Genomic DNA, 12518 nt, shown 5'->3' with positions numbered 1-12518 from the left:
GAGTTTGGCATACACCTGCGTTCCACGAAAGACTCCAGGGCCAGACAGCGGGTGTGCATGGGCGCAGTCTTCGCTATAATCCGCGACCTGCCCACGCCGCAGGCTCGCCGAGCGCTGTTTTTAATAGCGATTTACCACAGCCTGGGCCGCCATTACCTCGGTCTACCAATGCATTTCGATGAATAGGGCCTGAAAGGATCGCGCATGTTTGAAAACCTGACTGACCGTCTCTCGCAGACGCTGCGCCACGTAACCGGCAAGGCCAAGCTGACCGAGGACAATATTAAAGACACCCTGCGTGAAGTGCGCATGGCGTTGCTGGAAGCCGATGTCGCCTTGCCTGTGGTCAAGGACTTCGTCAACTCGGTCAAGGAACGTGCGGTCGGCACTGAAGTGTCCCGCAGCCTGACTCCGGGCCAGGCCTTTGTGAAGATCGTCCAGGCCGAACTCGAAAGCCTGATGGGCGCGGCCAACGAAGACCTGAACCTCAGCGCCGTGCCACCGGCCGTCGTATTGATGGCCGGCCTGCAAGGTGCGGGTAAGACCACCACCGCCGGCAAGCTGGCGCGCTTCCTTAAAGAGCGCAAGAAGAAGTCCGTGATGGTGGTGTCGGCCGACGTGTACCGTCCGGCGGCCATCAAGCAGTTGGAAATGCTCGCGGGCGAAGTGGGTGTGACCTTCTTCCCGTCCGACCTGAGCCAGAAGCCGGTCGACATCGCCAACGCCGCTATTAAAGAAGCAAAACTGAAATTCATCGACGTGGTCATCGTCGATACCGCCGGTCGCCTGCACATCGATGAAGAGATGATGGGCGAGATCAAGGCGCTGCATGCCGCGATCAATCCGGTCGAGACGCTGTTCGTGGTCGACGCCATGACTGGCCAGGATGCGGCCAACACCGCCAAGGCCTTCGGCGACGCGCTGCCGCTGACCGGCGTGATCCTCACCAAGGTCGACGGCGACGCCCGTGGCGGTGCCGCGCTGTCGGTGCGTGCCATCACCGGCAAGCCGATCAAGTTCATCGGTATGGGCGAGAAGAGCGACGCGCTCGAACCGTTCCACCCTGAGCGTATCGCCTCGCGTATCCTCGGCATGGGTGACGTGCTCAGCCTGATCGAACAGGCCGAAGCCACCCTCGACAAGGACAAGGCCGATAAACTGGCCAAGAAGCTGAAGAAGGGCAAGGGCTTCGACCTTGAAGACTTCCGCGACCAGCTGCAACAAATGAAGAACATGGGCGGCCTCGGCGGCCTGATGGACAAGCTGCCGAACATCGGCGGTGTGAACCTGGCGCAAATGGGCAATGCCCAGGGCGCGGCGGAGAAGCAGTTCAAGCAGATGGAAGCCATCATCAATTCCATGACCCCGGCCGAGCGCCGCGACCCTGAGCTGATCAGTGGTTCGCGCAAGCGTCGGATCGCCATGGGTTCCGGCACCCAGGTGCAGGATATCGGTCGCTTGATCAAGCAGCACAAGCAGATGCAGAAAATGATGAAGAAATTCTCCGCCAAGGGCGGAATGGCCAAGATGATGCGCGGCATGGGCGGTATGTTGCCCGGCGGCGGCATGCCGAAAATGTAAAGAATTCGAGCGGGAGTTCACTCCTGCTCCGACCCACAGGGATGTGGGATCTCCAGCAAACCCGCCGTTGGCGGGGGCTGACCTGCCGTTTTAACCGACGGCTCTCTAGCAGATCTGAATGGCACGCTGATAGGCGCCAGAAAAAGACATTTGCAAAAGTCCGGATATTCCTTAGAATATGCGGCCTTTCGGGCACCTATGCCCGCTGTGCATTTAGATTTGCAGCACCGACTACAGGAACGATGTTCACATGCTAACAATCCGTCTTGCCCTTGGCGGCTCCAAAAAGCGCCCGTTTTACCACTTGACCGTAACTGACAGCCGCAACCCACGTGACGGCTCTCACAAGGAACAAGTAGGTTTCTTCAACCCGATCGCTCGTGGTCAAGAAGTCCGCCTGTCCGTGAACCAAGAGCGCGTAGCCTACTGGCTGAGCGTTGGTGCACAACCTTCTGAGCGTGTTGCCAAGTTGTTGAAGGACTCGGCTAAGGCCGCAGCCTGAGCAATATGAACGCGACGCCAACTGTTGCTGATGATCTGATCGTTATTGGCAAGATTTATTCTGTTCATGGCGTTCGCGGCGAAGTGAAGGTGTATTCCTTTACTGATCCGACTGAAAACCTGTTGCAGTACAAAACCTGGACGCTTAAGCGCGAAGGTAGTGTGAAACAGGTCGAGCTGGTCAGTGGACGCGGGAGCGATAAGTTCCTGGTCGCAAAGCTCAAGGGTCTTGATGATCGTGAAGAAGCTCGTCTTCTGGCCGGTTATGAGATCTGCGTGCCGCGCAACCTGTTCCCTGAATTGACCGATGGCGAGTACTACTGGTACCAGCTGGAAGGTCTGAAGGTTATTGATCAACTCGGGCAATTGTTCGGGAAAATCGATCATCTTCTGGAAACCGGCGCCAATGATGTAATGGTGGTCAAGCCTTGCGCTGGCAGCCTGGATGATCGCGAACGCCTGTTGCCCTATACCGAGCAATGCGTGTTGGCTGTCGACCTGGCAGTGGGCGAGATGAAGGTGGAATGGGACGCGGACTTCTAAGCGTGGCTAATTTGCGCATTGAAGTGATCAGTTTGTTTCCCGAGATGTTTTCCGCCATCAGCGAGTACGGCATCACCAGTCGGGCGGTGAAACAGGGGCTGTTGCAGCTTACCTGTTGGAACCCGCGAGACTACACGACGGATCGACATCACACTGTGGACGATCGCCCATTTGGCGGTGGCCCGGGCATGGTGATGAAGATCAAGCCCCTGGAAGACGCGTTGGCTCAGGCCAGGGTCGCTGCCGGGGAGAAGGCGAAGGTTATTTACCTGTCCCCTCAAGGCCGCCAGCTGAAACAGGCTGGGGTCCGCGAACTGGCGAATGAGGAAGCACTGATCCTGATTGCCGGTCGCTATGAAGGCATTGACGAGCGTTTTATTGATGCTCATGTCGATGAAGAGTGGTCGATTGGGGACTATGTCCTGTCTGGCGGCGAGCTGCCGGCGATGGTCCTGATAGATGCGGTTACACGACTGCTGCCTGGAGCTTTAGGGCATGCGGACTCCGCGGAGGAAGATTCCTTCACGGACGGTTTGCTGGATTGCCCGCACTACACCCGACCGGAGGTGTATGCGGATCAGCGTGTTCCCGACGTATTGCTAAGTGGCAATCACGCACACATCCGGCGTTGGCGTTTACAGCAGTCCCTTGGCCGGACCTATGAACGACGCGCCGATCTTCTGGAAAGCCGCTCGCTTTCTGGAGAAGAGAAGAAGCTGCTCGAGGAATACATCCTCGCGCGGGACGATAGTTAACAACGTATCGATGGTAGGTCCATTGACTTACCTTAGGAGCACAGCATGACTAACAAAATCATCCTTGCACTCGAAGCAGAGCAGATGACCAAAGAGATCCCTACCTTTGCCCCAGGCGACACCATTGTCGTCCAGGTGAAAGTGAAGGAAGGCGACCGTTCGCGTCTGCAAGCGTTCGAAGGCGTGGTAATCGCCAAGCGTAACCGTGGTGTGAACAGTGCTTTCACTGTTCGTAAAATCTCCAACGGTGTTGGCGTAGAGCGTACTTTCCAGACCTACAGCCCGCAAATCGACAGCATGGCCGTTAAGCGTCGCGGTGACGTACGTAAAGCCAAGCTGTACTACCTGCGTGACCTGTCCGGTAAAGCAGCTCGCATCAAGGAAAAACTGGCTTAAGTCCAGCTTCCCGATGCAGAAAAAAGCAGCCTACGGGCTGCTTTTTTGTGCCCGCGATTTGAGCTGCCTTTGGCGGAAAATGCGGCCTGCTGCGACGGTTCATACCTTCAAGCGTGTGTACATGGCTGGGCTGCGATAGGATCTACCCGATACCCGCACTTTCCTTAGCTGAGCCCTCATGCCTGCCATTGACCACCCCCTGATCGACCGCTTCCTCGACGCCCTCTGGCTGGAAAAAGGCCTGTCAGACAACACCCGCCAGGCCTACCGCAGCGACCTGGCGCTGTTCAACGGCTGGTTGCAGGAGAAACACCTGGAACTGATCAATGCCGGCCGCGAGCTGATCCTCGATCACCTGGCCTGGCGTTTGGAGCAGAACTACAAACCCCGTTCCACTGCGCGGTTTCTCTCTGGCGTGCGTGGTTTTTATCGCTATTTGCTGAGGGAGAAACTGATCGCCCTCGATCCAACCCTGCAAATCGATATGCCGCAACTGGGTAGGCCTTTACCCAAATCCCTGTCGGAAGCCGACGTCGATGCCTTGCTTGCTGCGCCCGACCTCAGCGAAGCCATCGGCCAGCGTGACCGCGCGATGCTGGAAGTGTTGTATGCCTGCGGCCTGCGGGTCACGGAGCTGATCAGCCTGACACTCGAGCAAGTCAATCTGCGCCAGGGGGTGCTGCGGGTAATGGGCAAGGGCAGCAAGGAGCGGCTGGTGCCAATGGGGGAGGAAGCAATTGTGTGGGTCGAGCGCTATATGCGCGATGCCCGTAGCGAGCTGCTTGGCGGGCGGCCAAGCGATGTGCTGTTTCCCAGCCAGCGTGGCGAGCAGATGACCCGCCAGACGTTCTGGCATCGCATCAAGCACCAGGCCAAGGTGGCGGGGATCGGCAAGAGCCTGTCGCCCCACACCTTGCGCCATGCATTCGCCACCCATTTGCTCAACCACGGCGCGGATTTGCGCGTGGTGCAAATGCTGCTCGGGCACAGCGACTTATCCACCACCCAGATCTATACCCACGTGGCGCGTGCGCGCTTGCAGGAAATGCATGCCAAGCACCACCCACGAGGCTGAAAACCGCCAATTTATCCCGCCACGGGCTGCCCTGCGGCCCAACTGTGGTAGGCTTTGCCGGTTAGCAAAGGGACGGCCCGCACCCGTGTTTGCGTATAGGCGTGCCTGCGCCCGTCCCTGCATCTGCCTTCAGGAGTTTCCATGCGCTTGACCCAGATTATTGCCGCCGCAGCCATTGCGTTGGTTTCCACCTTTGCCGTCGCCGATGACGCTGCCGAGCAGACCATCCGCAAGAGCCTGGCCAACCTGCAGCTCGACACCCCGATCGAAAGCATCAGCGCCAGCCCGATGGCCGGCCTGTATGAAGTCAAGCTCAAGGGCAGCCGTGTGCTGTACGCCAGTGCAGACGGTCAGTACATCGTTCAGGGCTACCTGTTCCAGCTCAAGGACGGCAAGCCGGTCAACCTGACCGAGAAAGCCGAGCGCCTGGGTGTATCCAAGCTGATCAACGGCATCCCGGTGGCGGAAACCGTGGTTTACCCAGCTATCGGCGAAACGAAGACCCATATCACCGTGTTCACCGACACCACCTGCCCGTACTGCCATAAGCTGCATGCCGAAGTGCCTGCGCTGAACAAGCTGGGTGTTGAAGTACGCTACGTAGCGTTCCCGCGCCAGGGTCTGGGTTCGCCGGGCGACGAGCAGCTGCAGGCCGTATGGTGCTCGGCCGACAAGAAAGCGGCCATGGACAAGATGGTCGATGGCAAGGAAATCAAGGCCGCCAAGTGCGCCAACCCGGTGTCGAAGCAGTTTGCCCTGGGCCAGTCCATCGGCGTCAACGGTACACCGGCCATCGTTTTGGCTGACGGCCAGGTGATTCCGGGCTACCAGCCGGCACCACAAGTTGCCAAACTGGCGCTGAGTGCCAAATAAACCAGCATCGTCGAACCTTTGACGATCATGGCCCGCGGATAAGTCGACGGGCTATTAATTGAAAGCCGCAGTTGTGCGGCTGTTTTCCACGGCCGACCTAGCGTCGGCCGTTTCATGGGGAGTTCTTCAGTGAAACCGGTCAAAGTAGGCATCTGTGGGTTAGGGACCGTCGGTGGCGGCACCTTCAACGTACTTCAGCGTAATGCTGAAGAAATTTCCCGCCGTGCAGGGCGTGGGATTGAAGTGGCGCAAATTGCCACGCGTTCGCCAAAGCCTCAGTTCCAAACGACCGGTATTGCAATTACCAACGATGTCTTCGCCGTGGCCACCAACCCTGAAATCGATATCGTCATCGAGCTGGTGGGCGGTTACACCGTGGCCCGCGAGCTGGTGCTCAAGGCTATTGAAAACGGCAAGCACGTGGTCACCGCCAACAAGGCGCTGATTGCCGTGCACGGCAACGAGATCTTCGCCAAGGCCCGCGAGAAGGGCGTGATCGTCGCGTTCGAAGCTGCGGTTGCCGGTGGTATCCCGGTGATCAAGGCGATCCGTGAAGGCCTGTCCGCCAACCGCATCAATTGGGTAGCCGGTATCATCAACGGCACCGGTAACTTCATCCTCACCGAAATGCGCGAGAAGGGCCGTACCTTCGAAGACGTGCTGGCCGAAGCCCAGGCGCTGGGTTACGCCGAAGCCGACCCGACATTCGACGTGGAAGGCATCGACGCGGCGCACAAGCTGACCATCCTGGCGTCCATCGCCTTTGGTATCCCGTTGCAGTTCGACAAGGCCTACACCGAAGGCATCACCAAGCTGACCACTGCCGACGTGAACTACGCCGAAGCCCTGGGCTACCGCATCAAGCACCTCGGTGTCGCGCGTAGCACTCCGGCGGGTATCGAGTTGCGTGTGCATCCGACGCTGATCCCGGCCGACCGCCTGATCGCCAACGTCAATGGCGTGATGAACGCCGTGATGGTCAACGGTGATGCCGCCGGTTCCACCCTGTTCTACGGCGCCGGTGCCGGCATGGAGCCGACCGCTTCGTCGGTGATCGCCGATCTGGTGGACGTGGTTCGCGCTATGACCAGCGACCCGGAAAACCGCGTGCCGCACCTGGCCTTCCAGCCGGATTCGCTGTCGGCGCACCCGATCCTGCCGATTGAGGCCTGCGAAAGCGCCTACTACCTGCGCATCCAGGCCAAGGATCACCCAGGCGTATTGGCCCAGGTGGCCAGCATCCTGTCGGAGCGCGGTATCAACATCGAGTCGATCATGCAGAAGGAAGTCGAGGAGCAGAACGGCCAGGTGCCGATGATCCTGCTGACCCACCGCGTGCTCGAGCAGCACATCAACGATGCCATCACTGCTCTGGAGGCCTTGCAAGGCGTCGTGGGCCCGGTGGTGCGGATTCGCGTCGAACACCTGAACTAACCGATCTGTTCCAGAGGCCCCGCGTGTGCGGCGGCCTCTGTTCGAGAATGTTTTAGAGGAGCCAGTCATGCGTTACATCAGCACCCGCGGCCAGGCACCGGCCCTGAATTTCGAAGACGTCTTGCTGGCAGGCCTTGCCACCGACGGCGGCCTGTACGTGCCGGAAAACCTGCCACGCTTTACCCAGGAAGAAATCGCTTCGTGGGCCGGCCTGCCGTACCACGAGCTGGCGTTCCGGGTGATGCGCCCGTTCGTCACCGGCAGCATCCCCGATGCGGACTTCAAAAAGATTCTGGAAGAGACGTACGGCGTGTTTTCCCACAGCGCCATCGCCCCTTTGCGCCAGCTCAACGGCAACGAATGGGTGCTCGAGCTGTTCCATGGCCCGACCCTGGCGTTCAAGGACTTCGCCCTGCAACTGCTGGGTCGTCTGCTGGACTACGTGCTGGAGAAGCGCGGCGAGCGCGTGGTGATCATCGGCGCGACCTCGGGTGATACCGGTTCGGCCGCCATCGAAGGCTGCAAGCACTGCGAAAACGTCGACATCTTCATCCTGCACCCGCACAAGCGTGTGTCGGAAGTGCAGCGTCGCCAGATGACCACCATCTTCGGTGAGAACATCCACAACATCGCCATCGAAGGCAACTTCGATGACTGCCAGGAAATGGTCAAGAACAGCTTCGCTGACCAGGGCTTCCTCAAAGGCACGCGACTGGTGGCGGTGAACTCGATCAACTGGGCGCGGATCATGGCCCAGATCGTCTACTACTTCCACGCCTCGCTGCAGTTGGGCGGCCCGGCGCGCTCGGTGTCGTTCTCGGTGCCGACCGGCAATTTCGGCGACATCTTCGCCGGCTACCTGGCCCGTAACATGGGCCTGCCGATCAACCAGTTGATCGTTGCCACCAACCGCAACGACATCCTGCACCGCTTCATGAGCGGCAACCAGTACGTCAAGGAAACCCTGCACGCCACCCTGTCGCCGTCCATGGACATCATGGTGTCGTCGAACTTCGAGCGTCTGCTGTTCGACATGCACGGTCGCAACGGCGCAGCCATTGCCGGCTTGATGGACACCTTCAAGAGCGGCGGCGGTTTCAGCGTTGATGAAGAGCGCTGGACCGAAACCCGCAAGCTGTTCGACTCCCTGGCCGTGGATGACGCGCAGACCTGTGAAACCATCGCCGAGGTCTACGCCCAGACCGGCGAGCTGCTCGACCCGCACACCGCCATTGGGGTGAAGGCCGCCCGCGAATGCCGTCGAAGCCTGGATATCCCGATGGTGATCCTCGGCACCGCCCATCCAGTGAAATTCCCGGAAGCGGTGGAGAAGGCGGGTGTCGGCAAGGCGCTGGAACTGCCGGTGCACCTGACAGACCTGTTAGAGCGTGAAGAGCGTTGCACGGTGCTGCCGAATGACTTGAAGGCGATGCAGGCGTTTGTCAGCCAGCATGGCAACCGTGGTAAGCCTTTGTAAGGCAAATCACGAAGACAAAAACGCCGCTTTCCCTTCCTTGGGTCAGCGGCGTTTTTTGTTTCTGGCAGGCCCGGTCTCGCGTTACGAGAATAGTTTCTGCGCGACCACTATGACCGTGCCCACGGCGGCATAGAAGCCTGTCGCGATACCCACCGGGTACCAGAAAGTCTCACAGGTTATCTTCAGGGATTCTTTGTTGAGTTTGTTTTGCTCTGTGTTCATACGTGCTATTTCAGCAAAAATACGTGATACCTCGGCGTGCATTCTGTCTGTCGACGTTTGTTGCTCATTTTGTTCTGCCATCGCTATTTATCCTTCGCAATAAGGGCCTGATGACATGCGCTTTCATCTGCATCGCAGCGTAACCAGCGCTCACCGAGTATAGGATTCACTCCCGGCTTCAGCGCCTGGCAAACCCCAAAAACAGCAGCCCATTGCGTAAGCATTTATGTGCTGCCGTTTTTTGCCTGTCATGTTGCAAGCGCATGCTGGAAACGTCATCCCCCGACAACCCCGCATAAACGAAAAAGCGAACTTTCCTACGTCACAACCAGTCACTTAGGATAGATGCAGCTCCCGTTTACAAGAATGTTTGCGAACTATTGAGTGGTGATCGAGATGGAAAGTATCAGCCTATTGCTCGAAGAAGCACTGAGCCCTTATCAGGTGACGTTGACCACCGCAGGTGTGCAGGAAGAGTGCCTGGTAACCGTGAAGAACCCCGCCGGCGCGATCATGGTCGAGCGTGAAGTCGACCGGGCGCAATTGCTCGATAAGCGCCTATTGGTGGATGTGGTGGATTGCCTGCTGCGTGACCTCAAGATCGCTGAAGGACGCCTGGAGCCCTCGGTCATCGCGGCCTTGCGCAGCGCTGCCCAGACCCGTGGGGCTGCCGTTGCATGAAGAATTGTTTACCCATGGAAACTTCCCACGTCATGGCCGGTCAGATTTCGTAACAGCAAGAGCAAACATTGTGCTCCGGTGTTTGTGCCTTGTTGTACTGGTCTTTGTAGGCCACGTTTAACCCCGAAGTGTCTCCCCACTCTTCGGGGTTTCTTTTTGCCTGGGATTTGTCAGGGTTCTGGTGAATCCTGGAAAAAACTCGGGTTGTCTCGCAGGTAATGTTCACGCATGGCAGGGTCTAGCCAGGCGGCATAGGACTGTTGTACTTGTGCCAGCGGGAGGCTGAGCAGAACCTGGTTGATTCGTTCCATGGCCTCGCGCCCCTGAGGCGTATCCGAGCAGCCGATATACGTGCGCTGGTAAGGTGCTGTGCCCTTGATGGGGTAGAAGCTTAGGTCTTCGGTTGCGATCCCCTGTTGCATCGCGTGGTAGCGGATTTCCGGCCAATAGCCCAGCACCGCCTCCAGCCGGCCCAGGCGCTGCATCTGCAGCAAGCTGCCAAGGGCATCGTTGCCGTAGTGCAGTGCCAGTTTGTGTGTGTCGGCCTGTTTCAGCCGCTCATCGATAACGGGGCCGTAGCTGCGTTCCGCAATCGCGCCGACCCTTGCCTTAGGGGCGGCGAAGAAGGCCTGCAGGTCAAACTGGCCGTCTACGATAAACGCCGCCAAGGCGTCCTGCTGGCTCTGTCGAATCGTGATGCCATTACTGACGACCACAAACGCCTGCCTGGAAAATACGATGTACCTGGCCCGCTCGGCCGTCCACAGCAATGATGGATCGCAGGTGAGCGTGGGCTCGCGCAGCATCTGCATGCCGCGCGCGCGATTGACGTGCATTACCTGGTGGCGATACTCCGGCAAGTGTCCGATCAGTATCGGCAGCAACTGGTCGAGTGCCCCCAGGCCTTTGCTTGGCCCTTCGAAGATGGTCAGCGGCGGCAAGTCGCGCAACAACCAGATCAACGTGCCCTCGGCACTCGCCGGTACGGGCCAGCTGCCGGCCAGCATGACGGCCAGGTACAGCGCAATGAGCCAGTGTTTGCAGCCGTGGGGCATCAGATTGCGCCTTTCTCACGCAGGCGGACAATGGCGGCGGCGTCGTATCCCAGCTCGCCCAACACCACGCCGTTGTGTTCACCCAGTTGCGGCCCCACCCATTCGCAACTGCCCGGTGTATCCGACAGCTTGGGCACGATGCCCGGCATCTTGAAGTCCTTGCCGCCGGGAAGCCGGGCCTTGAGGAACATCTCGCGCGCGAGGAATTGCGGGTCGCCCAGCATGTCGTCGGCGCTGTAGATACGGCTGGCGGGCACTTCGGCCTTGTTGAGTTGCTCCACCACCTGCTCCAGCGGCAGCGAGTTAACCCAGCGATCAATCACGCCATAGAGTTCATCACGACGGCTATCGCGCCCGTCATTACTGGCCAGTTGTGGATCGTTCGCCAGGTCTTCCCGGCCGATGGCACTCATGAAACGTTTGAAGATGGCATCACCGTTGGCGCCGATCTGAACGTGCTTACCGTCCGCGCTGGTGTGGATCGATGACGGCGTGATGCCGGGCATGATGTTGCCGGTGCGTTCGCGAATAAACCCGAATACGTCGAATTCGGGGATCATGCTTTCCATCATGGCGAAGATGGCTTCATACAGCGCCACATCCACCACCTGGCCCACACCTCCGTTGACCTCGCGATGACGCAGCGCCATCAAGGCGCCGATGACCGCCCACAGCGCGGCGATGGAGTCGCCAATGGAGATCCCGGTGCGTACCGGCGGGCGATCTTCGAAACCGGTGATATAGCGCAGCCCGCCCATGGACTCGCCCACTGCGCCAAACCCGGGTTGGTCTTTCATCGGCCCGGTCTGGCCGAAACCCGAGAGGCGCACCATGACCAGTTTCGGGTTCAGTGCGTGCAGGGTTTCCCAGCTCAGGCCAAGCTTTTCCAGCACGCCTGGACGGAAGTTTTCGATAAGGATGTCGGCGTCGGCCAGCAGTTGCTTGAGAATCGCCAGGCCGTCCGGATGCTTGAGGTTCAGCGTCAGCGACTTCTTGTTGCGCGCCTGCACAAACCACCACAGCGAGGTGCCTTCATACAGCTTGCGCCATTTGCGCAGCGGGTCGCCGCCGTCCGGGGATTCGACCTTGACCACCTCCGCGCCGAATTCGGCGCAGATACGTGAAGCGAACGGCCCGGCGATCAGGGTGCCGAGTTCGATGACTTTCAGGCCTGCAAGTGGTTTGGCATTAAACGACATGGGGATCCTTGTCTGCGCAGAACGATGATGTGAAGCCTTTTAACATAGGCGAGTAGCCCAGGGATAAGGATGATGCAGCGCAGGATTCGGTGAATGACCTCGCCATCGGTTAGACTGGCCGCCTTTCCCTGTCTCTAGAAGCCCGTTCATGGCCCAGCCGTCCACGACCTATAAATTCGAACTCAACCTCACCGACCTTGATCGCTCGGTGTACGAGAGCGTCAAGCAGACCATCGCCCGTCACCCGTCGGAAACCGAAGAACGCATGACCGTGCGTCTGCTGGCCTACGCCCTTTTTTACAACGAACAGTTGGCGTTCGGTCGTGGCCTGTCAGATGTAGACGAGCCAGCCCTGTGGGAAAAAAGCCTGGACGATCGGGTCCTGCACTGGATCGAAGTCGGCCAGCCGGATGCCGACCGCCTGACCTGGTGCTCGCGCCGCACCGAGCGCACCAGTCTGCTGGCCTACGGCAGCCTGCGCGTGTGGGAGGGCAAGGTCGTGCCGGTGGCCAATAACCTGAAGAATGTGCACATCGCGGCGGTGCCCCAGGAGATTCTGGAGGTTCTGGCCAAGGACATGCCCCGCGTGATCAAGTGGGACGTGATGATCAGCGAAGGCACGATCTTCGTCACTGACGACCGTGGCCAGCACGAAGTACAACTGCAATGGCTGGTCGGCGAACGCGGTTGAAAATGTGGGAGGGGGCAAGCCCCCTCCCACATTTG

At 59.1% G+C, this 12518-nt stretch carries 14 protein-coding genes; 11 read left to right on the top strand and 3 right to left on the bottom strand.

All coding sequences use genetic code 11. From position 1 onward, the window contains the following. Window positions 1–204: 204 nt before the first annotated feature. The 9 genes from ffh to thrC all read left to right on the top strand — a co-directional run bounded on the left by ffh (window position 205) and on the right by thrC (window position 8635). Window positions 205–1581 carry a signal recognition particle protein gene (gene ffh / locus FBY10_RS27120; RefSeq protein WP_010207982.1) on the top strand — a complete coding sequence of 459 codons (1377 nt, stop codon included), beginning with the start codon at window positions 205–207 and terminating at the stop codon, window positions 1579–1581. Window positions 1582–1831: 250 nt separating this feature from the next. Continuing rightward, a complete protein-coding gene (gene rpsP, locus FBY10_RS27115; protein WP_003238923.1) occupies window positions 1832–2083 on the top strand; it encodes a 30S ribosomal protein S16 in 252 nt (83 codons plus the stop codon). A 5-nt stretch (window positions 2084–2088) separates the two neighbouring features. Further along, window positions 2089–2625: a ribosome maturation factor RimM gene (gene rimM, locus FBY10_RS27110; RefSeq protein WP_131697950.1), complete on the top strand. Its 537-nt coding sequence runs from the start codon at window positions 2089–2091 to the stop codon at window positions 2623–2625. Further along, complete coding sequence (gene trmD, locus FBY10_RS27105) at window positions 2607–3380, top strand: tRNA (guanosine(37)-N1)-methyltransferase TrmD (RefSeq protein ID WP_178116802.1); 774 nt, start codon at window positions 2607–2609, stop codon at window positions 3378–3380. Before rimM ends, trmD begins: the two co-directional genes overlap by 19 nt. A 45-nt stretch (window positions 3381–3425) precedes the next feature. Further along, window positions 3426–3776: a 50S ribosomal protein L19 gene (gene rplS / locus FBY10_RS27100; protein WP_003175895.1), complete on the top strand. Its 351-nt coding sequence runs from the start codon at window positions 3426–3428 to the stop codon at window positions 3774–3776. Window positions 3777–3954: 178 nt separating this feature from the next. Then, window positions 3955–4851 (top strand): site-specific tyrosine recombinase XerD, encoded by an 897-nt coding sequence (gene xerD / locus FBY10_RS27095; RefSeq protein ID WP_131697949.1) that lies wholly within the window; start codon window positions 3955–3957, stop codon window positions 4849–4851. A 141-nt stretch (window positions 4852–4992) separates the two neighbouring features. Continuing rightward, window positions 4993–5724: a thioredoxin fold domain-containing protein gene (locus tag FBY10_RS27090; RefSeq protein WP_003175893.1), complete on the top strand. Its 732-nt coding sequence runs from the start codon at window positions 4993–4995 to the stop codon at window positions 5722–5724. 129 nt (window positions 5725–5853) lie between these two features. Further along, the gene (locus FBY10_RS27085) at window positions 5854–7158 is read left to right on the top strand and encodes a homoserine dehydrogenase (RefSeq protein WP_027605461.1); all 1305 of its coding nucleotides are present in this window, start codon (window positions 5854–5856) and stop codon (window positions 7156–7158) included. A gap of 67 nt (window positions 7159–7225) precedes the next feature. Further along, on the top strand, window positions 7226–8635 hold the full coding sequence (gene thrC, locus FBY10_RS27080; protein ID WP_145338408.1) for a threonine synthase: 1410 nt from the start codon (window positions 7226–7228) through the stop codon (window positions 8633–8635). A gap of 81 nt (window positions 8636–8716) precedes the next feature. Here thrC and FBY10_RS27075 read toward each other — a convergent pair whose 3' ends face one another. Then, complete coding sequence (locus FBY10_RS27075) at window positions 8717–8938, bottom strand: hypothetical protein (protein ID WP_145338409.1); 222 nt, start codon at window positions 8936–8938, stop codon at window positions 8717–8719. A gap of 315 nt (window positions 8939–9253) precedes the next feature. On the opposite strand from FBY10_RS27075, the gene FBY10_RS27070 reads away from it, so the two are divergent. Continuing rightward, window positions 9254–9538 (top strand): DUF3509 domain-containing protein, encoded by a 285-nt coding sequence (locus tag FBY10_RS27070; protein WP_131697948.1) that lies wholly within the window; start codon window positions 9254–9256, stop codon window positions 9536–9538. Between the two features lie 170 nt (window positions 9539–9708). On the opposite strand, the gene FBY10_RS27065 is transcribed toward FBY10_RS27070, so the two are convergent. Next, window positions 9709–10593 (bottom strand): TIGR02285 family protein, encoded by an 885-nt coding sequence (locus FBY10_RS27065; RefSeq protein ID WP_145338410.1) that lies wholly within the window; start codon window positions 10591–10593, stop codon window positions 9709–9711. After that, on the bottom strand, window positions 10593–11792 hold the full coding sequence (locus tag FBY10_RS27060) for a CaiB/BaiF CoA-transferase family protein (protein WP_145338411.1): 1200 nt from the start codon (window positions 11790–11792) through the stop codon (window positions 10593–10595). The genes FBY10_RS27065 and FBY10_RS27060 overlap by 1 nt, the downstream gene beginning before the upstream one ends. A 148-nt stretch (window positions 11793–11940) precedes the next feature. On the opposite strand from FBY10_RS27060, the gene FBY10_RS27055 reads away from it, so the two are divergent. Next, window positions 11941–12483, top strand: a complete 543-nt coding sequence (locus FBY10_RS27055; protein ID WP_032890801.1) for a YaeQ family protein — start codon at window positions 11941–11943, stop codon at window positions 12481–12483. Window positions 12484–12518 lie beyond the last annotated feature (35 nt).

The sequence above is a fragment of the Pseudomonas sp. SJZ103 genome (genome assembly GCF_007828335.1).
Taxonomy (GTDB): Bacteria; Pseudomonadota; Gammaproteobacteria; order Pseudomonadales; family Pseudomonadaceae; genus Aquipseudomonas.
Note: the sequence above shows the minus strand (reverse complement) of the source record. Positions and strands in the feature narration are given on the sequence as shown.